Origin of the sequence: Brevundimonas terrae (assembly GCF_011761985.1) — a bacterium.
In the GTDB taxonomy this organism is placed as follows: Bacteria; Pseudomonadota; Alphaproteobacteria; order Caulobacterales; family Caulobacteraceae; genus Brevundimonas; species Brevundimonas terrae.
Genome location: NZ_JAASQT010000001.1, coordinates 750498 through 773411, shown reverse-complemented (window position 1 = coordinate 773411; position 22914 = coordinate 750498). Strand labels below are relative to the sequence as shown.

General features: G+C 62.0%; 24 protein-coding genes. 8 read left to right on the top strand and 16 right to left on the bottom strand.

What is annotated here, in order from left to right; translation table 11 throughout:
• Positions 1-13: 13 nt before the first annotated feature.
• Positions 14-424 carry a metallopeptidase family protein gene (locus tag FHS64_RS03735; RefSeq protein WP_167175855.1) on the bottom strand — a complete coding sequence of 137 codons (411 nt, stop codon included), beginning with the start codon at positions 422-424 and terminating at the stop codon, positions 14-16.
• Between the two features lie 114 nt (positions 425-538).
• Between FHS64_RS03735 and FHS64_RS03730 the strand changes: the two genes are divergently transcribed.
• Together FHS64_RS03730 and FHS64_RS03725 are read left to right on the top strand one after the other, a co-directional pair.
• Positions 539-2890: a PAS domain-containing sensor histidine kinase gene (locus FHS64_RS03730; protein ID WP_167175852.1), complete on the top strand. Its 2352-nt coding sequence runs from the start codon at positions 539-541 to the stop codon at positions 2888-2890.
• Positions 2891-2936: 46 nt separating this feature from the next.
• Positions 2937-3785, top strand: coding sequence for an HAD family hydrolase (locus tag FHS64_RS03725; protein ID WP_167175850.1), 849 nt, complete (start codon positions 2937-2939; stop codon positions 3783-3785).
• Between the two features lie 3 nt (positions 3786-3788).
• On the opposite strand, the gene FHS64_RS03720 is transcribed toward FHS64_RS03725, so the two are convergent.
• The 9 genes from FHS64_RS03720 to FHS64_RS03680 all read right to left on the bottom strand — a co-directional run bounded on the left by FHS64_RS03720 (position 3789) and on the right by FHS64_RS03680 (position 10072).
• Positions 3789-4073, bottom strand: coding sequence for a hypothetical protein (locus FHS64_RS03720; RefSeq protein ID WP_167175847.1), 285 nt, complete (start codon positions 4071-4073; stop codon positions 3789-3791).
• 82 nt (positions 4074-4155) lie between these two features.
• Positions 4156-4983, bottom strand: a complete 828-nt coding sequence (locus FHS64_RS03715) for a kinase (protein ID WP_167175844.1) — start codon at positions 4981-4983, stop codon at positions 4156-4158.
• Between the two features lies 1 nt (position 4984).
• Positions 4985-5305, bottom strand: coding sequence for a 2Fe-2S iron-sulfur cluster-binding protein (locus FHS64_RS03710; protein WP_167175841.1), 321 nt, complete (start codon positions 5303-5305; stop codon positions 4985-4987).
• A gap of 20 nt (positions 5306-5325) precedes the next feature.
• Positions 5326-6129, bottom strand: a complete 804-nt coding sequence (locus FHS64_RS03705) for a succinate dehydrogenase iron-sulfur subunit (RefSeq protein WP_167175838.1) — start codon at positions 6127-6129, stop codon at positions 5326-5328.
• A gap of 14 nt (positions 6130-6143) precedes the next feature.
• On the bottom strand, positions 6144-7928 hold the full coding sequence (sdhA, locus tag FHS64_RS03700) for a succinate dehydrogenase flavoprotein subunit (RefSeq protein WP_167175835.1): 1785 nt from the start codon (positions 7926-7928) through the stop codon (positions 6144-6146).
• A gap of 6 nt (positions 7929-7934) precedes the next feature.
• Positions 7935-8324, bottom strand: coding sequence for a succinate dehydrogenase, hydrophobic membrane anchor protein (sdhD, locus tag FHS64_RS03695; RefSeq protein ID WP_167175831.1), 390 nt, complete (start codon positions 8322-8324; stop codon positions 7935-7937).
• Entirely contained in the window at positions 8321-8698 is a 378-nt protein-coding gene (gene sdhC, locus FHS64_RS03690) for a succinate dehydrogenase, cytochrome b556 subunit (protein ID WP_167175829.1), read from the bottom strand. Before sdhC ends, sdhD begins: the two co-directional genes overlap by 4 nt.
• A gap of 211 nt (positions 8699-8909) precedes the next feature.
• Positions 8910-9335, bottom strand: a complete 426-nt coding sequence (locus FHS64_RS03685; RefSeq protein WP_243862707.1) for an HIT domain-containing protein — start codon at positions 9333-9335, stop codon at positions 8910-8912.
• Complete coding sequence (locus FHS64_RS03680; RefSeq protein WP_167175826.1) at positions 9332-10072, bottom strand: EcsC family protein; 741 nt, start codon at positions 10070-10072, stop codon at positions 9332-9334. Before FHS64_RS03680 ends, FHS64_RS03685 begins: the two co-directional genes overlap by 4 nt.
• 145 nt (positions 10073-10217) lie before the next feature.
• Between FHS64_RS03680 and mdh the strand changes: the two genes are divergently transcribed.
• A complete protein-coding gene (gene mdh / locus FHS64_RS03675; RefSeq protein ID WP_167175823.1) occupies positions 10218-11180 on the top strand; it encodes a malate dehydrogenase in 963 nt (320 codons plus the stop codon).
• Between the two features lie 142 nt (positions 11181-11322).
• Here the strand turns inward: mdh and zapE are convergent, their stop codons facing one another.
• A complete protein-coding gene (zapE, locus tag FHS64_RS03670) occupies positions 11323-12429 on the bottom strand; it encodes a cell division protein ZapE (RefSeq protein WP_167175820.1) in 1107 nt (368 codons plus the stop codon).
• 148 nt (positions 12430-12577) lie between these two features.
• On the opposite strand from zapE, the gene FHS64_RS03665 reads away from it, so the two are divergent.
• From FHS64_RS03665 to FHS64_RS03655, 3 genes are all read left to right on the top strand, one after another.
• Positions 12578-13624 (top strand): aspartate-semialdehyde dehydrogenase, encoded by a 1047-nt coding sequence (locus FHS64_RS03665; protein WP_167175817.1) that lies wholly within the window; start codon positions 12578-12580, stop codon positions 13622-13624.
• An 82-nt stretch (positions 13625-13706) separates the two neighbouring features.
• Complete coding sequence (gene rarD, locus FHS64_RS03660; RefSeq protein ID WP_167175802.1) at positions 13707-14681, top strand: EamA family transporter RarD; 975 nt, start codon at positions 13707-13709, stop codon at positions 14679-14681.
• Positions 14682-14731: 50 nt separating this feature from the next.
• Positions 14732-15286, top strand: a complete 555-nt coding sequence (locus FHS64_RS03655; protein ID WP_167175799.1) for a YybH family protein — start codon at positions 14732-14734, stop codon at positions 15284-15286.
• Between the two features lie 3 nt (positions 15287-15289).
• Here FHS64_RS03655 and FHS64_RS03650 read toward each other — a convergent pair whose 3' ends face one another.
• From FHS64_RS03650 to FHS64_RS03640, 3 genes are read right to left on the bottom strand one after another with little or no spacing between them, the layout of a single operon-like run.
• Positions 15290-16435, bottom strand: coding sequence for a serine hydrolase domain-containing protein (locus FHS64_RS03650; protein WP_167175796.1), 1146 nt, complete (start codon positions 16433-16435; stop codon positions 15290-15292).
• A 53-nt stretch (positions 16436-16488) separates the two neighbouring features.
• Positions 16489-18123 (bottom strand): M20/M25/M40 family metallo-hydrolase, encoded by a 1635-nt coding sequence (locus tag FHS64_RS03645; RefSeq protein WP_243862705.1) that lies wholly within the window; start codon positions 18121-18123, stop codon positions 16489-16491.
• 60 nt (positions 18124-18183) lie between these two features.
• Positions 18184-19401 carry a TIGR03862 family flavoprotein gene (locus FHS64_RS03640; RefSeq protein ID WP_167175790.1) on the bottom strand — a complete coding sequence of 406 codons (1218 nt, stop codon included), beginning with the start codon at positions 19399-19401 and terminating at the stop codon, positions 18184-18186.
• Positions 19402-19446: 45 nt separating this feature from the next.
• Between FHS64_RS03640 and greA the strand changes: the two genes are divergently transcribed.
• The gene (gene greA, locus FHS64_RS03635) at positions 19447-19926 is read left to right on the top strand and encodes a transcription elongation factor GreA (protein WP_167175787.1); all 480 of its coding nucleotides are present in this window, start codon (positions 19447-19449) and stop codon (positions 19924-19926) included.
• Between the two features lie 50 nt (positions 19927-19976).
• Here the strand turns inward: greA and FHS64_RS03630 are convergent, their stop codons facing one another.
• Both FHS64_RS03630 and FHS64_RS03625 read right to left on the bottom strand, forming a co-directional pair.
• Positions 19977-21584, bottom strand: a complete 1608-nt coding sequence (locus FHS64_RS03630) for a leucyl aminopeptidase family protein (protein WP_167175783.1) — start codon at positions 21582-21584, stop codon at positions 19977-19979.
• A gap of 94 nt (positions 21585-21678) precedes the next feature.
• Complete coding sequence (locus FHS64_RS03625; RefSeq protein ID WP_167175780.1) at positions 21679-21819, bottom strand: hypothetical protein; 141 nt, start codon at positions 21817-21819, stop codon at positions 21679-21681.
• Positions 21820-21907: 88 nt separating this feature from the next.
• Here FHS64_RS03625 and FHS64_RS03620 point away from each other — a divergent pair, with 88 nt between their 5' ends.
• Positions 21908-22849, top strand: a complete 942-nt coding sequence (locus tag FHS64_RS03620) for a LysR substrate-binding domain-containing protein (RefSeq protein ID WP_167175777.1) — start codon at positions 21908-21910, stop codon at positions 22847-22849.
• The last annotated feature ends 65 nt before the right edge of the window (positions 22850-22914 follow it).

The following is a 22914-nucleotide window of genomic DNA, read 5'->3' as shown; positions in this document are numbered from 1 at the left end:
TGTCCGCTCCAGCTCAGTCCGCATCGTCCTCGATGTCGTGAATCTGGTCGTCATCCAGCCCCATATGGTGCCCCAGCTCGTGGATCAGCACATGGGCGATGATTTCATAGAGCCCGACATCGCCCCGTTCGCACCATTCATCCAGAATAGGGCGGCGATACAGAAAAACACGCGACGGTTCTGGGGCCGGTCCCAGTCCGTCCCGCTCGCCCACATGCACCCCGACATATAGGCCGGTCAGATCGAAACCGTCCCCGATTTCCAGATCGCGCAGGGTCTGTTCATCGGGAAAATCATCAATGCGAATAACGACATCTGCCGCCGCCTGACGAAACAGGGCGGGCAGTTCATCGAACGCCTTGCGGGCCAGACGATCGAAGTCATCCAGAGACGGGGCGGTTTGGTCTAGCCATGTCTGATCCATACTATGCGTATCGCCTGCCCTGCCGCGCACAGCAATGCGGCATGAAGCGTCGCCCAAATGCCCTGCACAGAGTATGGTAAACGCGAATCAACCATTTTCCCCTCTGGAGCGCGTATGGCCGAGGCCAACATCGCCGCAGACATTGCCTATGTGGCCACCGCCGGAGCTGCAGGTCTGGCCCTTGCGGTCACGACATGGGCGGCCCGTCTGCACAAGGGGATCAAGCGTCGTGAACAGGAGGTCGAGCATCAGGCCTCGCATGCGCTTGTTCAATCCGCCGCCTGTGCAGGGGCGCTGAACGCCTTTGACGATCTGCGTATGGCCCTGTCGCCCGAAGGCACGGTGCGGGCCATTTACGGCCCTCACGAGCCGCTTCTGCAACTGGTCGAACAGACTTCATCCGACGCATCCCGGTCCAGTACCGAGGCCATCAATCAGGCCGGTACGCAACTGGCCGAACGCCTGAAACGTCTGCATCCCGAACGTATGGCGGCCCTACTTGAACAAGGCGAAGGCTTTGAAACGGTTATTGAATCCGGCGACGGATCATGGGCCGTCGAGGGGCGGGCGCTGGGCGGCGGCGCGTGGGTTCGCCTGTCGCGCATCACCCATGCCGTCGGGCTGGAAGCCGGTCCCGGTGTGCTGGCCGAACAATCCCCTGCCCCGACATGGGTGGTGGATGGCACCGGCAAGCTGGTCTGGGCCAATAGTGCATGGCTGCACGAAACCCGTGCCGAAAGCCTGCAAGCGGCACGCGAAAACGGTATCGGTTTTGATCGCGGTGCCGACGCCATCATCAGCGAAACCTTGCGCCTCAATAGTCCGCAGGAAGGCTTCCGCTGGACCTCGTCGGATGGCCGTCGTCGGGCATGGAAGATACTGGCCCAGCCGCTGATCGGCGGGCGCGGGGCCGTGATCGCCTTTGCCATCGACATGACCGAGGCCGAGGAAACGCGCGACACCCTGCGCCGCCACGTCGAGGCCCATGACGAGACGCTGAACCATCTGGCCGATGCCGTGGCCATTTTTGGCCCGGCCAAGCGTCTGGCCTTCCACAATACCGCCTTCCAGCAACTGTTCAGCATCGACGCCGCATGGCTGGACGAGCGCCCGACCCATGGCGAACTGCTGGACCGTCTGCGCCAGCGCCGCCTACTGCCCGAAGTGGTGGATTACGCCCAGTGGAAGGCCTCGGAACTGGATTTCTATGGCGCGGCACAGGTGTCGCCCGACGATACATGGCGTCTGCCTGATGGCCGTACCCTGCGCGTGGTGCGCCAGCCACACCCGCTGGGCGGCATCCTGCTGATCTTCTCGGACATTACCGACGAGCTGAACCTGCGCAGCCGCTATAACGCGCAAATACAGGTGCAAACCGCCACGCTCGACAAACTGTCCGACGCCGTGGCCGTGTTCGGCTCCGACAGCCGCCTGCGCCTCAGAAACGGGGCCTTTGAAGCCTTCTGGAACCTGTCCAAGGACCGTCTGGACGTGGCGCAGGACTTTGACGATGTGGCCCAGCTGTGCCGCTCTCTGTTGCCGGACAATGCGCTATGGATGGGCCTGAAAGCCCGCGTGGCCGACCCTGATCCCGAAAGCCGCGTGCCCGTATCGGGCGAAGGCCGCACACAGGATGGCCGCCATGTCGTCTGGAAGACCCGCCCCCTGCCCGATGGTGCCACCCTTGTGGCCTTCTCGGACGAAACGGCCCGCCGCGCGCTGGAACAGGCTCTGGCCGAGAAGGAAGCCGCGCTGGCCGAAAGCCAGGCGCTGAAACGCGAGTTTGTCGGCAGTGTTTCCTATGAACTACGCACGCCCCTGACAACCATTGTCGGCTATTCGGAACTGCTGGAAGCCATGGGCGACCTGCCCGACCGCAGCCGCCAGCATGCTGGTGCCATCCGTGTCGCCGCCAGCCATCTGGCCCGCTCTATCGACGATGTGCTGGACATGGCCCAGATCGATGCGGGCGAGATGGAGCTGAACCTCAACGATGTTCATCTGCGATCGCTGTTGGGCACGCTGTCGGAAAACATCCGGCCCAAGATCGAGGGACGCGGGGCCAGTCTGAACCTGTCCCTGCCCGATACCCTGCCCGTGCTGCGCGCCGATGAACGCCGTATCGGTCAGGCCGTCGAGCATCTGTTGGAAAATGCCTGCCGTGCGGTCAGCGATGGCGGGGCGGTTGATCTGGCGGTCATGGCCGCAGGTGACGAAGTGCATATCCGCGTCAGCGATACCGGACGCGGCATCCCCTTCCATCTTCAGGCCCATGTGTTCGACCGCTTTGTCCGCCGCGAGCGGGGCGGGCCGGGGGTGGCTCTGGCACTGGTCAAGGCCTTTGTAGAACTGCATGGCGGGTCTGCCGAGATTGAAAGCGCGCCCGGCAAGGGAGCCAGCTTCATCCTCAAGCTTCCGACCAAGGCCAATAGTGCCAGTGCGACACCGGAACTGATTTTGGAATGACTTCGTGCTAAAGGGCCGGTCCAAGAGATTAGGAACCGCTGCCCCCATGGCCGATCAAGCCCCACTGAAGACCGCTATCATCTATGATTTCGACGGCACCCTTGCCCGAGGAAACATGCAGGAGGTCAGCTTCATCCCTTCGGTGGGCATGGATATCGGGGCGTTTTGGGGTCAGGCCGAGACCCTGACCAAGTCCGCCGATGCCGACGGCATCCTGATGTATATGCAGCTGATGCTGAAACATGCCCGCGACAAGGGCATCTCGATCACCAAGGACATGCTGTCCGAACACGGTCAGGACGTGGCCCTGTTCGAGGGTTTGCGCGACCTGTCATGGTTCGACCGCATCAATGCCTTCGGGGCCAAATATAATCTCGAGATCGAGCACTACATCATCTCGGCAGGCCTTGAGGAAATGATCGACGGCACCCCGATCCGTCCGGCCCTCAACCACGTCTTTGCCAGCCACTATGTCTATGACGAGAACGGCGAGGCTGCATGGCCGGCTGTGGGCGTCAACTACACCACCAAGACCCAATACCTGTTCCGCATCAATAAGGGCGTGAAGAACCACTGGGAACACGAGCGGGTCAACCACTTCATCCCCGACGAAGACCGCCCGATCCCGTTCGACCGCATGATCTTCCTCGGCGACGGCGATACCGACGTGCCGACCATGAAGATGATGCACACCAAGGGCGGCTTCTCGATTGCCGTCTATGATCCGCGCTCGAACGAGAAGGACCAGAAGAAGGTCTATTCGCTGATCTCGGAAGACCGCGTGAACTTTGTCGCCGCTGCCGACTATCGCGAAGGCTCGGCGTTGGACCTGATCGTCAAGGGCCTAGTGGGCCGTATCGCCATCAATGCCGGAACCATGCCCGCGGGCCTGTAGGCCCTAAGCGCGTTTCCAGATGTCCCGCGCGCGGCCAAGGCGCGCGGGTACAAGGCCGCCCAGCTTGTGGCTGGCGGTAATATCCAGCGTCACGTCCTGACCCCTGATCGTGCTGATGCGACCATCGAACGCCAGCCCACGCGCATGGTCCACCACGATCACCGCACCTGAAATATTGGCGGCGCGGTTGATAGATACGAACATCCGCTCTTTCGAGGCCTGACGGATCACACACGGATATTCCATGCGCCCTGCACACAGGGCCGCGGGTGTATTCAGGGTTTCCATTGCGGAGGCCGTAACGGCACTCCGTTTGAACAAAGCGAACACAGAACCAAACTCTAAAACAGGCCCGAACCACAGGGCCGTATCACCCCTCTGAAATAGGGGCTTCCTGTGGCGAGACAATGAGCCGTCGTGCATCGTCCAGACGGATTTCCAGATCCGCAACAATGCCGCCCTGCATCATCCAGCGGGTCAGGCGCTCGAAACGGGCGATGAAGTCTTTGAGGGCGCTGCGCCTGTCTTCATCAACCCCGGCCACCCCCATAAGCCCTGCCTCCTGCTGGCAGCGCCAGTCCAGCACCCGCTCGAAGCTTGGTGCCCGCAGATAGATCAGGCCGTCCAACCTTGCGCGCAAATCGGCATAGCCCGCCGCCAGTGCCCCGTTGATCGCCCGTCGCCACACAGCGTCCGGATCAAGCTTGGCTTCCATATCGTTTATAGGCGCACACAGGCGTTCATCCGGTTCCGGCTCTGCGCCCAGACACCAGCCCTCCAGAATGATGATCTTCGGCCTGCCGACAAAGACCGGCCACTCGTTTTGAGGGCACCTGTCATCCGCCAGCTTGTCGAACGCGGGCAGGGGCGTGCGACTGTCGGGCGTCGCCTGTTGCAGGTCTCGCAAGACCTGATCCAGCAGGCCCAGATCATGGGTCAGGGGCGGCCCACGCGTCTCGAACAGTGGGTGCAGGGTGCGTCCCAGTGCCTGACGCTCCGCCTTGGTCCGGTAAACGTCATCCAGAGACAGGCTGACCCCGCCCAAGGTCTTCGCCAGATGCGCCGCCAAGGTGCTCTTGCCAGAGCCTTGTGATCCGGCAATGCCGATCAGGGGTGGGCCGATCAGGGCGGGACGATCATTTTCCAGATACGGGTAAAGAAAATCCCCGACCACTTGCAGCAGTCGGGGATCAATCATCTTAGTGCTGGTTTTCCGGCAAACGGACAATCAGGCCATCCAGATCATCGCTGACCCGTATCTGGCACGAGAGCCGGCTGTTGGGCTGCACGTTTTCGGCGAAGTCGAGCATGGACTCTTCCATCGCCGACGGACGGCCCGTCACATCCAGAAAGTCCTCGTCGACATAGACGTGACAGGTGGCACAGGCGCACGCCCCGCCACAGTCCGCATCGATGCCCGGGACGTTGTGACGTACCGCGCCTTCCATGACAGAGAGGCCGTTCTTGACCTCGATCTCATGCTCGCGGCCGTCGAACTCGATATATTTGATCTTCGCCACGCGGAAGGCTTAGCGCCCGCTTACGCGGACGCTTTTTCCTTTTTGCGCGACGGAGCGACCATCAGTTTCTTCGTCTCGGCGATAGCCTTGGCAGGGTTCAGACCCTTCGGGCACACCTGGGCGCAGTTCATGATGGTGTGGCAGCGATAGAGCTTGAAGGGATCTTCAAGATCGTCGAGGCGCTTTTGGGTCGCATCGTCGCGGCTGTCCGAAATCCAGCGGTACGATTGCAGCAGAGCCGCCGGACCGATGTATTCTTCCTGGTTCCACCAGTAGCTCGGGCACGAGGTCGAGCAGCAGGCGCACAGGATGCACTCGTACAGACCGTCGAGCTTTTCGCGCTCTTCCGGCGTTTGCAGACGTTCTTTTTCCGGATCCGGAATGTCGGACTGCAGATACGGCTGGATCGAGTCGTACTGGGCGTAGAACAGCGACAGGTCGGTCACCAGATCCTTGACCACCGGCTGGTGGGGCAGGGGGGCAATGGTGATGTTGTGCGACTTGCACTCGTCCCAGCCCTTGGTGCAGGCCAGCGTGTTCGAGCCGTCGATATTCATCGAGCACGAACCACAGATGCCTTCACGGCACGAACGACGGAACGACAGGGTCGGGTCGATCGTGTTCTTGATGTGGATCAGGGCGTCCAGAAGCATCGGGCCGTGATCGTCCGAGGACACTTCGAAAGTGTCCCAGCTCGGATCGGCGTCCGTTTCCGGATCGTAACGATAGACCTTGTACGACTTGACGTTCTTGGCGCCAGCCGGAGCCTTGTGGACCTTGCCGGTGTTCGGCTTGGAGCCGCGCGGGAGGTTGAGTTGAACCATTTTGCCAATCCTCCTTAGTAAACGCGGGCCTTGGGCTCGATATACGAGACCTCGTCCGACATGGTGTATTTGTGAACCGGACGGTAATCCATCTGGACGCCTTCGCCCGGACGCTTCCACGCCAGGGTGTGCTTCATCCAGTTTTCGTCGTCACGATCCGGGAAGTCCTCGCGGGCGTGGGCGCCGCGCGATTCCGTACGGTTGGCTGCACCTTCGATGGTGACCATGGCCTGAGCGATCAGGTTGTCATATTCGAGGGTTTCGATCAGGTCGGTGTTCCAGATCAGGCCACGGTCCGTGGTCTTGATGTCGGAACCGGCCGCGTCGATGGCGCGCAGTTTCTGAACGCCTTCTTCCAGCGTCTTGCCGGTACGGAACACAGCGGCGTCCGATTGCATCGCACGTTGCATCGACAGACGCAGTTCCGAGGTCGGGGTCGAACCCGACGCATAACGGAAGCGGTCGAAGCGGGCCATGTGGGCGTCGATCTGCGACTTGGGCGCGTCCTGAACGGCAGCGGCCTTGTCGACGACTTCGCCGCAACGCAGGCCGACAGCACGACCGAACACAACCAGATCGGTCAGCGAGTTGGAGCCCAGACGGTTGGCACCGTGAACCGAAACGCAAGCCGCTTCGCCCACTGCCATCAGGCCCGGAACCACGCTGTCGGGATTGCCGTCGCGCAGGGTCAGCACTTCGCCGTGATAGTTGGTCGGGATGCCACCCATATTGTAGTGGACGGTCGGCAGAACCGGGATCGGCTCCTTGGTCACGTCAACACCGGCAAAGATCTTGGCGCTTTCCGAGATGCCCGGCAGACGGGCGTGTAGGATGGCCGGATCAAGGTGATCGAGGTGCAGGTGGATGTGGTCCTTGTTCGGGCCAACACCGCGACCTTCGCGGATTTCGATGGTCATCGAGCGCGAGACCATGTCACGCGGAGCCAGATCCTTCACGGTCGGCGCATAGCGCTCCATGAAGCGCTCGCCTTCCGAGTTGGTCAGGTAGCCACCTTCACCGCGGGCACCCTCGGTGATCAGGCAGCCAGCGCCATAGATGCCGGTCGGGTGGAACTGCACGAACTCCATGTCCTGCAGCGGCAGGCCGGCACGCAGCACCATGGCATTGCCGTCGCCGGTGCAGGTGTGGGCCGAGGTGGCCGAGAAGTAGGCACGTCCGTAACCGCCGGTGGCCAGAACGACCATCTTGGCGCGGAACTGGTGCATCTTGCCGTTGTCGAGCTGCAGAGCCGTCACGCCGGTGCAGGCACCGTCTTGCATGATCAGGTCCAGCGCGAAGTACTCGACGAAGAACTCGACCTCGCGACGGACCGACTGGCCGTACAGGGTGTGCAGGATGGCGTGGCCGGTGCGGTCGGCGGCGGCGCAGGTGCGCTGCACCGGACCTTCACCGAAATTGCGGGTCATACCGCCGAAGGCGCGCTGGTAGATCTTGCCTTCTTCGGTACGCGAGAACGGCACGCCCCAGTGTTCCAGCTCGTAAACGGCCTTGGGCGCGTTACGGACCAGATATTCGATAGCGTCCTGGTCACCCAGCCAGTCCGACCCCTTGACGGTGTCGTACATGTGCCATTGCCAGCTGTCTTCGCCCATATTGCCCAGCGAAGCCGAGATGCCACCTTGGGCAGCCACGGTATGCGAGCGGGTCGGGAAGACCTTGGTGACGCAGGCAACCTTCAGGCCCTGCTGGGCGGCGCCGAGTGCCGCGCGAAGGCCGGAGCCACCCGCGCCGACGACAACGACGTCGTATTCGTGATCGATAAGGTCGTATGCAGCCATGGTCGATTAAGCTCCTGCGATCGGCAGCGAAGCCGCGCGCACGATAAAGAAGACGCTGCCGGCAGCCAGCAGCACAAAGGCGATGTTCGACACGGTGATCAGGGTCTTACGCGACGACGGAGCCGGTACGTAGTCCTCGATGATTACCTTCCACGCCAGCGAGGCGAACAGGAAGAACACCACAGCGGTGATGGCCGAAAGGGCCGCGTTCAGCGGGTTACCGAACCAGGCGGCAACCGTTGCGAAATCGGCACCGGCCAGGGTCAGGCCCGTCGAGGCCACCCAGATCGACAGCGGCATCAGAGCCGCCAGAGCCAGTTTTTCGATCTTCCATTCGCCAGCACCGTGGCGCTCGGAGATCTTCACATTGTTTTTGAACTTGGGTGCAGCGCTCACAGCGAAACCTTTCCGGTTGCGAACAGGGCAACCCAGAACAGAACGGCCAGAACCAGCGGCCCCCACACAGCGATGCGGGCCATCAGGTTGGCGGTCTTGAGGTCCAGACCCTTGCCCATATCGTTGATCAGGTGGCGGGCACCGTTCAGCAGGAAGGAGAACAGCACGACCGTCAGGCCGAACCAGACAAACAGGCCCAGCGGCGAGGCCGAGCATGCCAGCAGTTTGGCATAGGCGTCAGCGCCCGACGAAGCCGTAGCGATCCAGCCCAGCATCAGGGCAGCACCCACCGTGGCCGCGCCAATCGTTACGCGGAACAGGATGGAGGCCACCATGGTGATGTGCCAGCGCCATACCGAGGTGAAAGGGGACATGGGCGTAACGTGCCCGTTGGGGTGGCGAACGTAGCGGCCGGTCCGGTCGCCGTTGGTTCCACCCGCTGCCTGATGATTGGACATGCGAATGATTCTCAAAAAACCTGTGGAAATTCAGGGTCGACTATTGCAAAGGCTTTTGTGCTGTGCAGCACACGATGTCAACGAAACCGCACTAATAGTCGGGATATATAGTGCGTCAGGCGGTAATTTACGCCGTTCCGATGATCGACAAACGTCGCTCGAGAACCTCGGTCGCGCAAAAAACTGCCCCCGGACGGCCCCAGACCGGATCGGGCCACAGCGGATCATCACGTCGGCGCCCCACCACATGCACATGAAGCTGGCGGGTCACATTGCCCAGGGCTGCTGTATTGACCTTATCAATCGGCGCGCCTTCGGCTTCGGCCATCTCGGCCACCTGTTTTGCGGCCTGTACGGCTTCTTCCATCAGTTGCGCCCGCTGTGCGGCGCTCAGATCGGACAACTCCACCGCGCCCTCAACGCGCGGCAAAAGAATAAGCCAGCAGAAACGCGCATCATTCTGGAGGCGAACCTGACACAGGGGCCAGTCCGCCACATGCAGCGACGCGGCCTCAAAAGCGGGATCGGCTTTAAACATTTCGGCAGGGATCATGACGGGTCAGCCTCGTTGAACCAGCGCAGTCGATAGGCCTGAATGGCCGTATTGGCTACATGCGTGGTCAGCCGCCAATTGGCCACCGCCCCGACCGGTGCCCCCACCACGGGCAGCAACTGCGCCAGCTTGGCCAGATCGATATAGTCGCGGTACTCCAGTTGAAACTGGCGCCAGTCCAGTTCAACCGGCTCGCCCTCTTTATCGGGATAGCTGGCCTCAAGAGCCGCTAGGGCATGCGGCCTCTGGCGCGCGCTCGAAAAGGCCATGTGGAATATGCGCAGGATAAAAAGCCGCTCGGCCGGATCACGGCTGTCATGGCCGTAAAGGGCGCAAATCTCGAACAGCAGCTTGATCTTGATGGCCATCAGCGCCGGAAGATCGACCGCCGCCAGAACAAACCCGCCCGCACCCGCAACGCCGCCTTCGATACTGGCGGTTGTGCGATAGGTCTTCATCAGATTGCGAACCGCCAGTTCGCGCTCTTGCAGCGTCCCCTCGCTACGCGGACGTGCCGTCATCCAGCCCGATCCCGTGACAATGGCTTGGGTCATCTGTTTCATCACCGCCGTCACCACCTTGTGAACCGGTTCCGGAATGATGTTGTTGATCCGGTCCTGCGTGGCGCGCGTGGTGCGATCCCAAACACCGGGCCGCTTTTGCTGTCGCGTTCGCCATGTCAAAGCTGTTGTTAAGGCTCTGTTTTCATAGCCGGTTAGATTGTTTTTCGAGGCCATTCAGACATCCTGACAGACGGTCGTACCGTTTAATCGCGTACCAAAGGCGAAACGCGGAAGACTTGCTCCCGCTCCCGCGCGGGTCTAGACCGCCCGCCATCGAATAGTGTTTCGCACACGCAACATCGACTTGGAGAGACCTTAAATGGCTCGTGCAAAGATCGCCCTTATCGGCGCCGGTATGATCGGCGGCACCCTCGCCCACATCGCAGCTCGCGAAGCTCTGGGTGACGTCGTCCTGTTCGACATCGCTGAAGGTACCCCGCAAGGTAAGGGTCTGGACATCGCCGAAGCTTCGGCTGTCTTCGGTCAAGACGTGGCCCTGAAGGGCGCGAACGACTATGCCGACATCGCCGGCGCAGACGTCTGCATCGTCACCGCCGGTGTTCCGCGCAAGCCGGGCATGAGCCGCGACGACCTGATCGGTATCAACCTGAAGGTCATGAAGGCCGTTGGTGAAGGCATCAAGCAATACGCCCCGAACGCGTTTGTGATCTGCATCACCAACCCGCTGGACGCCATGGTCTGGGCGCTGCAAAAATTCTCGGGCCTGCCGAAAGAAAAGGTCGTCGGCATGGCTGGCGTTCTGGACTCGGCACGCTTCGCCTACTTCCTCGCTGAAAAGACCGGCGTTTCGATCCAGGACATCCACGCCTGGACCCTGGGCGGTCACGGCGACGACATGGTGCCGATGGTGCGTCACTCGACCGTCGGCGGCCTGCCGCTGCCGGACGCTGTTGCCGCTGGCCTGCTGACCCAAGCCGATCTGGACGCCATCGTCGAGCGCACCCGCAAGGGCGGCGGCGAGATCGTGGCCCTGCTGAAGACCGGCTCGGCCTTCTATGCTCCGGCTGAATCGGCCATTGCCATGGCCCGCTCGTACCTGCTGGACCAAAAGCGCGTCCTACCGTCGGCGGTTTACGTCTCGGGCGAATACGGCCTGAACGACCTGTATGTCGGCGTTCCGGCCATGATCGGTGCCAACGGCGTCGAGAAGATCATTGAGTTCACCACCAATGACGAAGAGAAGGCCATGCTGGCCACCTCGGTCGCTTCGGTGAACGGCCTGATCGAAGCCTGTAAGGTTGCTGATCCGTCTCTGGCCTAAGAGGCAGGCCCGCTTCCAGCGGGCCACGCCTGTTCCCTAACGCTCGCGACGCGGTCGCTCGCTGCTTGAGGGAATGGGCTTCAAGATAAGAAAAGGGCCGCTCCAGTTTCTGGGGCGGCCCTTTTTGTAACTAGCTAGTCGATCAGGCTTCGTCGCGGTCCTGCTCCAGCCAGCTCTGGCTGCGCATTTCGTTGAGGCGCGAGACGGTGCGCTCGAACTCGAAGGCACCGTCGCCTTCCGTGTACAGCACTTCCGGCTCGGCATCGGCCAGAACCACCAGACGGGTCTTGGCCTCATAGAGCGCGTCAATCAGCGTCACCAGACGGCGGGCTTCCTGACGCTTGTTCGGCCCCAGCTTGGGTACACCTTCAAGGAACAGGGTGTGGAAGCGTTTGGCGATGGCCAGATAATCCTGCGGTCCCAAGGGTTTGACGCACAGTTCATCGAATGTCGCCCGCGCCATGCCGCCCACAGTGCGGTTCACAACCACCTCGCGGCCCAGCACCGTCAGCTGCGTAGGCTCTTCGGGTTCACCGCCCTTCAGGTCCGACCACAACAGTTCGAACGTCTCTGCGGCCCCTTCAGAATCCGTGGCAAACCACACCTTCTCGCCCGACAGGCGATCCAGACGGAAGTCCTTGGCTCCGGCGGTTTCCACCACCACAGTCCTTTCCTTCAAGGTCTTGATGAAGGGCAGGAAGAGTTGGCGGTTGATGCCGTTCTTATAGAGATCATCCGGCGCACGGTTCGAGGTGATGGCCAGAACCACCTTCTTTTCGAACAGGGCATCGAACAGGCGCCCCAGGATCATCGCATCGGCAATGTCGGTGACCTGTAGTTCGTCAAAGCACAAAAGGCGGGCCTCGGAGGCAATCAGCGCGGCCACCGGCGGGATGGGGTCATCGCCCTTGTGCTGGCCGAACACGGCCTTGCGCTGGGCCTTGTCGCCCTCGCGCCACTGGCGCACCAGATCGTGGATGCGCGCCATAAAGGCGTGGAAGTGGGCACGCACCTTTTTCTGTTCCGGCGTCGAGGAATAGAACAGGTCCATCAGCATGGACTTGCCGCGCCCCGGCGGCCCCCAGATATAGATACCCCGCACATCGGGCAGGGCACCGAACAGGCCCTTTTTGGCCAAATCCAGTTCCAGACGTTCCAGTTCCGAGATCAGGGCCACCTGAGCCGGATCAGGATTGATCACACCTTCTTCAAGGCGGATATCATAGGCGTTACGAATGCGGGAGGTCATGCTCTGGAGATAGTCCGCCCGACGTCAGGTTGCAAAGACGCATACAGCCAAAACACCGATCTTGGATGTTTTTGGTTGCACTGCACCCACGAAAGCACCAAATGCAGAAACTCTATTTCAACAACCATCCCAAAAGGTAGATTTTATCATGGGCTATCGCGTCGCCATTGTAGGCGCCACCGGCAATGTCGGTCGGGAAATGCTGGCCATTCTCGAGGAACTGAACTTTCCCGTCGAGAAAATGCACGCGATTGCCTCACGAAAATCGAAAGGGATGGAGGTCGCCTGGGGCGACAAGACCATCTATTGCGAAGACATCGAGCGCTTCGATTTCTCGACCGTAGACATCGTACTGATGTCGGCGGGCGGCGATGTCTCGCGCGCATGGTCGGAAAAGATCGGCAAGCTTGGCCCGATCGTCATCGATAACTCTTCGGCCTTCCGTCAGGACAAGGACGTGCCGCTGATCGTGCCGGAAGTGAATCCGGACGCGGTCAAGCAGGCCAAGAAGAAGAACATCATCGCCAACCCCAACTGCTCGACCGCGCAACTGGTCGTAGCCCTCAAGCCCCTGCACGACGCCGCCAAGATCAAGCGCGCTGTCGTCTCGACCTATCAGTCGGTTTCGGGTGCGGGCAAGGAAGGCATGGACGAACTGTGGAACCAGACCAAGGCCATCTATGGTCTGGGCGATGCCACGCCCAAGAAATTCCCCAAGCAGATCGCCTTCAACGTCATTCCGTATATCGGCTCGTTCCGTGACGACGGCTATACCGACGAAGAAGCCAAGATGTGGGAAGAGACCCACAAGATGCTTGATCCGAACATCAAGCTGACCGTCACCTGCGTGCGTGTGCCGGTGTTTGTCGGTCACTCGGAATCCGTCACCGTCGAGTTTGATCGCCCGATCGAACCGGACGAGGCCCGCGAAATCCTGCGCGAAGCCCCCGGCGTTCTGGTCGTCGATAAGATGGAACACGACGGTTACATCACCCCCGTCGATGCTGCCGGTGAACACGCTGTATTCGTCTCGCGTATCCGCAAGGACCCGACGGTCGAGAACGGCCTCAGCTTCTGGGTTGTCTCGGACAACCTGCGCAAGGGTGCGGCCCTGAACGCCGTCCAGATCGCCCAGTTGCTGGATGAAACCGGAACCATCACACCGAAGTCCGGTGTGCGGACTGTGATTGTCTAAAAAACCAAACGCCCCGAGGTGCTCGCCTCGGGGCGTTTTTCCTGCGGCCTGCATCGGGCCTTTAACGCTCCCTCGGTGAACTGTGAACGCGTCCTCTCCCGCCCATCCTGAAGCCCGACAGGCCCTGACCGCCGGCATCATCTGCTATCTGATCTGGGGGGTTATCCCCCTGGCCTTCCAGCAGATGGGCGCGCACGGGGCCAACCCGTGGGAGATACTGGCGCACCGTTCGATGTGGGGTGTGGTGTGGGCCGCCGGTCTGGTCATTCTGGCGCGTCAGTCCAGTCAGGTCATGGCGGTTCTCAAAGACCCGCGCACCTTCGGCTTTCTTGTCCTGTCGTCGCTGGTCATCGCCACTAACTGGGTGACCTATATCCTTGCCGTAAATAATGGCCGCACGCTGGATGCCGCGCTGGGCTATTATCTGAACCCGCTGCTGAACATGGCGGCTGGCGCTTGGCTGTTCCGCGAAAAGATCACCCGCATCGGTTTTGTCGCTATCGGTCTGGCGGTCATCGGCGTGGTGATCCAGACCATCGCCCTTGGGCATGCGCCGTGGATTTCGCTGATACTGGCCTGCAGCTTCTCGCTGTACGGCATTATCCGCAAACGTGTGTCTGCCGACGCCCAGACCGGCCTGTTTGTCGAGTGCCTGATCCTGTCGGTTCCGGCTCTGGCCTGGGTGATCTGGCTGCAATTGTCGGGGCAGGGGCATTTCGGCACGGCATGGCCCATCAGCCTGTGGCTGTTGTTCTCCGGCCCGCTGACGGTCATTCCGCTGATGCTGTTCTCGTGGGCCGCGCGCCGTATGCCGCTGTCGACCATGGGCTTCCTGCAATATATCGCGCCGACCATGGTGTTTGTGATCGGCATGCTTCAGGGCGAATCCTTGAGCCTGCTGCGCGGCATTTCCTTCGGCTTTATCTGGGCGGCTGTGGCCATCTTTACCGCCGGTGCGGTCCATAACGCCCGCAAGAAGGCCGCCGCCATCACCGAGTTCGAGCCGGGCCTCGTCACCACGCCGCAAGAGCGCAATCCCGACAACCAGCCGGACTAAGTGCGGCACAAAGATTGAGTGCGGACCGCAGGTCGGCCATGATGGGGGCGATGAACATTTCGCGCTCCCTCGCCACCGCCTCGCTGTCTCTGCTCATTCTGACGGGCCTTCCATCCTGTGCCACGGCGCAGGACGAGATCATCCGTACCGCGCGCGACGCCCCGCAGCTTGAGGCCCGCGAACAGGTCAGCCTGAACCCGACGCCCTCGACAGCCGTGATCTTTGACCAGATCAGCGACACGCTGGATGCGGCTGCTGCCGCGTGGTCGGGCGGCGATGTCGACGCCATTATGGGTTTTTACACCGAGGACCAGCCCCTGCTGGTCATGCTGGGTGACGAACCGTTCAAGGGGCCCGAGCCTGTCCGCGACTGGCTGACCACCCGTCAGGCGACAACAGGCGGTCTTGGCACCATGAACTATGAGTGGTTCGAGACGCTGCAACTGGACGACTATACGGCCATTGCCTCGGGCCGGATGATCCTCACCATCAACGGCCAGCATCACCGCGCCCTGTTCACGCGCCTGTTGCGCCGTTCGACCGACGGCTGGCAGATTCTGCATGACCAGATCGCCTTGCCGCCGTCGGCCTATGCTGTCCCTTAAGGTCTAGAGCGCGGCGTAGACCGCGTTCACCAGCGCGACAGCCCGCGGGTCGCCCAACAGGTGCGGCGACTGGCGGTTCATCACATAGGCCCCCGAAACGCGCGCCTTGGGGTCTGCCCAGACCAGCGAGCCGCCCCAGCCACAATGGCCAAGGGCGTCGGGATTGGTGCCGAAAATATCCAGCCCCTCATTGCGCATCAGACCCGCCGCCCATGACAGGTTGAACGGCACGATCTTATCCAGTCCGTGGATGCGCTCGCGCGACAGTTGCGACAGGGTCTCTACCGACAGGATATGCTGGCCGTTAAAGCGGCCCTCATTGGCGATGATGGACAAGATGCGCGCCAGATCGACACCCGCCGCATGCATATTGGCCGACGGGATTTCCGCCTCGCGCCATTCGGCCGAGCCACGGCCGCCAGGGGCCGCGCCCTTGTTCACAAAGGCCGCCATCTTCAGTTCGTCCAGCTTGCCGAGATTGGGCAGGCTGCTGGGGCGTTTCATCTCGGCGGCGCGGTCATGCTCGCTGGCAGGGGTGCCGATCCACAGATCAAGGCCAAACGGCTCGCAGAACTCTTCGCGCAGAGCCGTGCCCATCGAGCGGCCATCGGCTATACGGAACAGCTCGCCCGCCATCAGGCCAATCGAGATCGGGTGATAGCCAGAGGCCGTCCCCGGTGCCCACATCGGCTTTTGTGCCGCCAGCCGCGCCAATACCGCGGGCGGATCATACCAAATCGCCGGATCAACCGGCTCGTCAAAGCCCGGCAGACCTGCCTGATGGCTCATCAACTGGCCCACCGTCAGCTCGCCCTTGCCGTTCTGGGCAAAGTCCGGCCAATAGGTCGCAACCTTTTCCTCATAGGACAGCAGACCGCGTTCCACACAGGTGGCGATCAGCAGCGCCATGACCGCCTTGCCGCTGGAAAACACCGGCACCAAAGTCGTCTGGGTAAAGGGCTTGTGGCCCGCCACATCGGCAGAGCCGCCCCACAGGTCGATCACCGTCTCGCCCTCGATCGTGATCGAGAACCGCGCACCGATCTCGTTGAGGCCTTCGGGCGCATCGGTGAAATTGGCAGCAAAGGCATCCTTCACTGCGCTGAACGGGGCGGGGCAAAGGCCGTGGATTTCGACAGACTGGGTCATGACCCCAGACTTACCCCGAGAGGCGTCCAAGGTCACGACCCGATCACATCACCTCAGGGTCGACGGCGGTCGTCGCTCTGTTTACGCACGGCCTCGAACTCGGCACCCGCCGACCATTGCGGCCAGTCCGAGCTATTGGCCAGATCGCGCCCGACCTCGAAGAGAAGCTGTACGTCGGCGGCGGCCCCCTCCATCGTCCAGTCCGGTGTCCACTCGTCGGTCGGCTGATGATAGCGGTTGGCCACATAGTCGCGGCTGGCGGCATTATGTCCGGTAAAGCCCGCCGCCGCGAACAGGGCAGGGACGCCCGAACGCGCCAGAGGGAAGTGATCCGAGCGATAGAAGGCCCCCGCCTGCGGGGCCGGATCGGGGATCAGACGGCGCCCGTCACGCTCGACCTTGACCTTGAGACGGCCATCCAGATCGGACTTGTCAGGCCCGATCACCACCACCGTCGGGTCGATTTCCGCCCCCGGCAACAGGCTGTCCATATTGATATTGGCCACGGTCGTTTCCAGCGGCCAGACCGGATTGGCGGCATAGTATTCCGCCCCCAGCAGACCGTTTTCCTCGGCAGCCCACGAGATAAAACCGACCGAGCGGCGCGGCTTTGGCCCTTCGGCAAACAGGCGGGCCAGTTCCAGAACCGCCGCTACGCCCGTCGCATTATCGACCGCGCCATTATAGATGTCGTCGCCATTCTTGGGGGTGGCGCGGCCATAGGCATCCCAGTGGGCACCATACATCACCACCTCGTCGGGGCGCTCCGAACCGGTCACGCGGGCCAGCACATTGCGGGTCTGAACACGGTCGTGCTTTTGGCCGAATTCGATGGTCATACCGACGCCTGACAGCTCGACAGGGCGGAAGTCCTCGCTGCGGGCCGCTTCGCGCAGCGCCGCCAGATCATGCCCGCCCAGAGCGATCAGCTTTTGCGCAGCATCATTAGAAATCCAGCCCTGTGCCGCAACGCGCTCCTTCATCGGATCGGCGCGGACAATATCGAAGTCAGGGGCGGTCGAAGACGCTTCCAGCGTGGACCACGGATAGCCCGCGCCCGCCGTGTCGTGGATGACCAGCACGCCCGCCGCGCCCTGCGCCGCCGCTTCCTGGAACTTGTAGGGCCAGCGGCCATAATAGGTCATGGCGCGGCCATCGAAACGGTCGGCCACCGGATGGCCTTCGGGCGCACCGAAATCGGGATCATTGACGATGACAAGGATGATCTTGCCCGCCACATCCACGTCTTTGAAATCGTCCCAGCCGCGCTCGGGGGCCGAGACGCCATAACCGGCAAACACCACCGGCACATCCTGCAGGCTGATGCGGTCCACCGGACGGTCCGAGGCGACAATGATGTCGCTGGCGCGGTTAAAGGTCAGGGCATGGTCGCCATGACGGGCGCTGAGGGTCGCAGGGCCGTCCTGCATGGTGCGGCTGACCTCGGCCACCTGTACCCAGCTACCGTCAGGGCCACCCGGCTCCAGTCCCAGAGACGAGAATTGCTGGATCAGCCATTCAATGGTGCGGTCTTCGCCGACCGTCACCGGCCCACGTCCCTCGAAATGGTCGGAGGCCAGTTCGCGGGTCAGATTATTCAGACGATCCGGATCAATGGTTTGAGCAAGAGCGGGCGTCGCCGCCATCAAGGCCATCAGGCCCGCACCGAATAAAGCCGAACGCAGCATAATCATCTCCCTTGGAACCCTGTTCCGAAGGTGCGCGTGTTTTAACGGCCCTGTCGAGCCTTAGGGTTGCAAATAATCCACCACACCCTCGGCGGCGCGGACGCCGGAGGCAAAACAGGCCTGAAGCAGATAGCCGCCTGTGGGGGCTTCCCAGTCCAGCATTTCGCCACAGACAAACACGCCCGGCATGGCCTTCAGCATCAGGCGACCATCGATCTGGTCCAGCATAATGCCGCCCGCGCTGGAAATGGCCTTGTCCAGTCCTTGCACACTGTCCAGCCGCACCGGCACCGCCTTGATATGCGCCGCCAAGGCTTGCGGGCTATCGGGCAGCGGCCCCGCCTCGCGCATCAGCGCCACAGAGGCCGCATCCAGATGCAGCGCCTTGCGAAGATGGTTGCTAAGGCTGTTCTTGCCACGCGGTTTTGACAGGCGGCGCTCCAACTCCTGCACCGTCAGATCGGGCCGCAGATCAATGCGGATATCCGTATGGCCAGCGGTATTGATCGCGCCGCGCAGGTCAGCCGACAGGGCATAGATCGCGCCGCCTTCCAGTCCATAGGCGGCAATCATCGCCTCGCCGCGCACCGCACGGTCTTTGTGCGAGATGACGATATTCTTCAGTGGATGGCCCGCAAACCCCTCGCGCAGGATATCCGACCACGCCACCCCGAAGCCGACATTGGCGGCCTGTAGCGGGCGAACAGCAATGGCGTTTTGCTCCATCCACCGTACCCAGCCGCCATCCGATCCCAGTCGGGCATAGGAGCCACCGCCCAGTGCCAGAATAACGGCATCGGCCTTGAAGATTCTGGCACCCTCGGGCGTATCGAACAGCCAGTTCTCGCCGTCGCGCCCGATCCAGTTGTGACGGGTGTGGATGACGACACCCAGTCCTTCCAGCCTCGCCAGCCAAGCCCGCAACAGGGGCGAGGCCTTCATCACCTTGGGGAATATACGGCCCGATGATCCGCTAAAGGTCTGCGCGTCCAGCCCGTCGGCCCAAGCCGTCAGGGCCGCCGCATCAAACCCGTCCAGCCAACGGGCCACAACAGGCTCTGCCTCGCCATAGCGCCGGTCAAAAGACGGGCGTGGCTCGGAATGCGTCAGGTTCAAACCCCCACGCCCCGCCATCAGAAATTTACGCGCCACCGATGGCATTTTCTCGCACACCTCGACCCTGTGTCCGGCCACGGCCAAGCGCTCGGCGGCCATCAGTCCGGCAGGACCGGCACCGATAATCAGTATGCGGGAGGAGGGGGCAGCGGGGGTATTCATGCGCCCTTCCTACCGGAACACGGCCAAACCGCCTATGATGCTCTTATGAGCGTAGCCTTTACCCGTGAAGAAGACCTTGAAGCGACCGCCGCCGATCTGGTGGATCGCCCTGTCTCGACCCATCCCAACTGGGTGACGAAGCAAGGTCTGGAACAGATCGAAGCCGAGCTAGCTGCGGCCCGCGCGGCCTATAATGCCGCCCAGACCTCGGGCACGGTCGAGAGCGACCGTACTGCCATGGCCCGCGCCACACGTGACCTGCGCTACTGGATCGCGCGCCGCGCTACGGCCCAACTGGTCGAGGTAGAGGCCGATGGCCGTGTGCGCTTTGGCGGCAATTTCACCATCGAGCGCGAGGATGGCCGCACCCAGACATGGGCGATTGTGGGCGAAGACGAGGCCGATCCCGCCAAGGGTTCCATCAGCCATGTCTCGCCTCTGGCCCGCGCCCTGATGGGCAAACGGGTCGATGACGAGGCCGAAGTGGCCGGACAGACCGTGGTCGTTACCGCCATAGACACATGAAAAAGGCCTCCGGCAGAACCGGAGGCCTTCTTTATTGTGAGTACTGAAGCCTAGTAGCCGCCAGTGCCCTTTTCCTTGGTCACCGGCTGGAAGTCGCGCACGAACTGTTCCAGCAGACGCACCGACCAGCCCGCCGAACCTGCCGGCTTCACATCATTGCCGCCGCCATAGGCGACATTGGCCATGTCGATATGCGCCCAAGGCGTTTCAGGACGCACGAACTCGCCGATGAACTCGGCCCCCAGACCGGCACCCGGTCCCGGCTCGCCACCATTGCGATAATCAGCAATCGGCGAAGAAATACGGCTGCCATAGGCAGGGTTCATCGGCAGTTGCCAAACCGTTTCACCCGAAGCCTTGCCCGCCGTCACAACCTGTTCGGCCAGTGCATTATGGCGGCTGAACAGACCCGCATAGTCCGGACCAAGCGCCCCGCCGACAGAGCCCGTCAGCGTCGCCACGTCGATGATGGCCGACGGGTTATAGGTGGTGTCGGCCCACGCAACCGCATCGGCCAGAACCAGACGGCCCTCGGCATCGGTCGAGCCGATTTCGATGGTCTTGCCGTTCATGGCGGTCAGCACGTCACCGGGGCGGATCGCATTACCGTCCGGCATGTTCTCGGCTACGGCGGCGACGGCCACCACGTCCACCGGCGCACCGGCCTTGGCCAGTGCCAGCACGGCCCCGACCACGCCCGCAGCACCCGACATATCCATCTTCATATTGCCCATATTGGCGCTGGGCTTGATGGAGATGCCGCCGGAGTCAAAGGTAATGCCCTTGCCGACCAGTGCCACCGGCGCATCGGATTGCACACCGCGATAGCGCACGGCCACGATCGCGGGCGGACGCACCGAACCGCGACCAACGCCCAGAATGGCGCCCATGCCCAGACGTTCCATAGCGGCACCGTCCAGCACCTCGATGGTCACCCCCGGAATACCGGCAAAGGCTTCGCGAGTGCGCGCGGCAAACACGTCGGGATAAACGACATTGGCCGGTTCGTTGGAGATGTTGCGGGTCCAGTTCATCGCCTCGACAATCGCCGCACCGCGACCGCGATAATGGCTCTGCGCCTCGGCGCTGTCGGTGATGACAGTGACGGCACCCGTGACCGGACGGCTTGCCGTGGTGTTGTAGAAATCAACGCGATACTGGCCGATACCCAGCCCCGTGACGATTTCCGAAACCGTGTCGTTGGACTGGCCCTTGGCCGCGACGGTCAGGGTCGCAGGGTCCGACATCAGGGCGCGGCCTGCAATCGTGCCGGCGGTCTGCATGTCTGCGCCCGTGGCGTTTGCGGACAGACCTTGCACATAGATGCGGTCCCACCCGGCCACGCCGTACAGGCTGATATTCTTGCGGGCACCATAGGTATAACGGGCGCCCGTCAGGCCGGTCTTGATGGCATCAACCGTGGCGGCATCCAGACCGCGCGCGGCCAGATCGTCTTCGCCCGACACGAACAGGACCAGCGTGCCCAAGGCCGACGGCATGGTCTGGGCAAAGTTTACATCACGGACGGCGCTATAGCGGGCCGGTGCGCCAGAAGATGCGGCCACAGGGGCGCTGGCGGCGGGCGCACGGCGGGACTGGGCCTCGGCCGGAAGGGCAACGGTCAGCCCTGTTGCGACGAGAACGGCCGCAACCGCCATGGAATATTTTTGAATATGTTGATGCACTGGCCCACGCCCCTCAATTGCAATCCGCCCTTATGGGGTGCTGCGGTCCGTGAGGGCAAGCCTGTGCCTAAGCCCTTGTAAAGACGCGGCGTCGTGTCGCGGTCAGGCGCGGCTTGGCGGCCAGTTTTTCTTTCGTGGCCCAATGGGCCAGCAGAACAGAAATCCAGCCCCATGCGGGTTCCTTATGTGTGCGGTGCGCTTCTTCCATGGTTCGATCTCCTTTCAGATAAGATATTATTGGCAAACGCGGCATTTCATAGCAAACGAGACTCTGCGAACATGCATAAGGTGTACTTATGATAGACAATCTCGCCCGTATTCCGCTGGATGCTATCCGCGTGTTCGAGGCCACGGCCCGCCTCAACAGCTTCACCCGCGCCGCAGAGGCTCTGGGCATGACCCAGGCCGCCGTCAGCTGGCGCATCCGTGATCTGGAGCAACGTTTGGGGGTCGCCCTGTTCGTGCGCGAAACGCGACGCATCGCCCTGACACTGGAAGGCCAAAGACTGGCCTCGGCATCCAGCGAAGCCCTGAACCTTATGCGGCGGGCGATCAATGATGTGATGGAACAGGACCAGTCGGTTCTGGGCATTACCACCCTACAGACGCTGGCGACTCAGTGGCTGGCCACGCGCATAGGCATGTTCCAGTTGGCCAATCCCGATCTGGCCGTAAAAATCGATGTCGATAATGGCCTGTCCGACTTTTCGGGTCATGGCACGGATATCGGTTTGCGGTTCGGCTCGGGCCAGTGGCCGGGGCTGGAAAGCCGGTTTCTCATTCCGGCCCTGTTTACCCCTCTGTGTAGCCCCGAACTTCAGGCCAGTCTGGATATCCGCACCCCCGCCGATCTGAAATCGGCCCCGCTGGTCGGACTGCCGCAAGAATGGGCAGAATGGTTTGCCCGCGTCGGCATGGCCGATGATAGCGAAACACCTCCGCCGCGTGTGATCAGTGAAAATCAGGCCATGGAGGTGGCCACCGCGATGGCGGGTCAGGGCGTCGCCCTTGGCAATCCGGTCTTCTATGACCGCGAGATCAGAAACGGCCATCTGGTACGTCTGTTTGACGCCAACATCGCGTTGGGGGGCGGCTATTGGCTCTGCTACCCCAAGGAACGCCGCAACCTGCCCAAGATTGCCCGCTTCCGTGACTGGATGCTGGATATGGCCCGCAGCGATGCCTCAAATATCGAGGCCTGCCGCCTAAGTGGCCAAACCGTCGGCACCATCGGCTAGACCACAAAAAGAAAGGGCGGGACCTTTCGATCCCGCCCTTCCCAAAGGTTTCGGATGAAACGGAC

What these genes read in the sequence shown, in the direction of transcription:
- FHS64_RS03720 (WP_167175847.1), bottom strand. Translation starts at nt 4,073, where the DNA reads ATGGAAACCCTGAATACACCCGCGGCCCTGTGTGCAGGGCGCATGGAA.
- sdhA (WP_167175835.1), bottom strand. Translation starts at nt 7,928, where the DNA reads ATGGCTGCATACGACCTTATCGATCACGAATACGACGTCGTTGTCGTC.
- FHS64_RS03725 (WP_167175850.1), top strand. Translation starts at nt 2,937, where the DNA reads ATGGCCGATCAAGCCCCACTGAAGACCGCTATCATCTATGATTTCGAC.
- FHS64_RS03645 (WP_243862705.1), bottom strand. Translation starts at nt 18,123, where the DNA reads ATGCTGCGTTCGGCTTTATTCGGTGCGGGCCTGATGGCCTTGATGGCG.
- greA (WP_167175787.1), top strand. Translation starts at nt 19,447, where the DNA reads ATGAGCGTAGCCTTTACCCGTGAAGAAGACCTTGAAGCGACCGCCGCC.
- FHS64_RS03630 (WP_167175783.1), bottom strand. Translation starts at nt 21,584, where the DNA reads ATGGCGGTTGCGGCCGTTCTCGTCGCAACAGGGCTGACCGTTGCCCTT.
- FHS64_RS03735 (WP_167175855.1), bottom strand. Translation starts at nt 424, where the DNA reads ATGGATCAGACATGGCTAGACCAAACCGCCCCGTCTCTGGATGACTTC.
- FHS64_RS03640 (WP_167175790.1), bottom strand. Translation starts at nt 19,401, where the DNA reads ATGAATACCCCCGCTGCCCCCTCCTCCCGCATACTGATTATCGGTGCC.
- FHS64_RS03665 (WP_167175817.1), top strand. Translation starts at nt 12,578, where the DNA reads ATGGGCTATCGCGTCGCCATTGTAGGCGCCACCGGCAATGTCGGTCGG.
- FHS64_RS03655 (WP_167175799.1), top strand. Translation starts at nt 14,732, where the DNA reads ATGAACATTTCGCGCTCCCTCGCCACCGCCTCGCTGTCTCTGCTCATT.
- FHS64_RS03705 (WP_167175838.1), bottom strand. Translation starts at nt 6,129, where the DNA reads ATGGTTCAACTCAACCTCCCGCGCGGCTCCAAGCCGAACACCGGCAAG.
- sdhC (WP_167175829.1), bottom strand. Translation starts at nt 8,698, where the DNA reads ATGTCCCCTTTCACCTCGGTATGGCGCTGGCACATCACCATGGTGGCC.
- FHS64_RS03715 (WP_167175844.1), bottom strand. Translation starts at nt 4,983, where the DNA reads ATGATTGATCCCCGACTGCTGCAAGTGGTCGGGGATTTTCTTTACCCG.
- FHS64_RS03680 (WP_167175826.1), bottom strand. Translation starts at nt 10,072, where the DNA reads ATGGCCTCGAAAAACAATCTAACCGGCTATGAAAACAGAGCCTTAACA.
- FHS64_RS03620 (WP_167175777.1), top strand. Translation starts at nt 21,908, where the DNA reads ATGATAGACAATCTCGCCCGTATTCCGCTGGATGCTATCCGCGTGTTC.
- FHS64_RS03650 (WP_167175796.1), bottom strand. Translation starts at nt 16,435, where the DNA reads ATGACCCAGTCTGTCGAAATCCACGGCCTTTGCCCCGCCCCGTTCAGC.
- FHS64_RS03730 (WP_167175852.1), top strand. Translation starts at nt 539, where the DNA reads ATGGCCGAGGCCAACATCGCCGCAGACATTGCCTATGTGGCCACCGCC.
- mdh (WP_167175823.1), top strand. Translation starts at nt 10,218, where the DNA reads ATGGCTCGTGCAAAGATCGCCCTTATCGGCGCCGGTATGATCGGCGGC.
- zapE (WP_167175820.1), bottom strand. Translation starts at nt 12,429, where the DNA reads ATGACCTCCCGCATTCGTAACGCCTATGATATCCGCCTTGAAGAAGGT.
- FHS64_RS03685 (WP_243862707.1), bottom strand. Translation starts at nt 9,335, where the DNA reads ATGATCCCTGCCGAAATGTTTAAAGCCGATCCCGCTTTTGAGGCCGCG.
- FHS64_RS03625 (WP_167175780.1), bottom strand. Translation starts at nt 21,819, where the DNA reads ATGGAAGAAGCGCACCGCACACATAAGGAACCCGCATGGGGCTGGATT.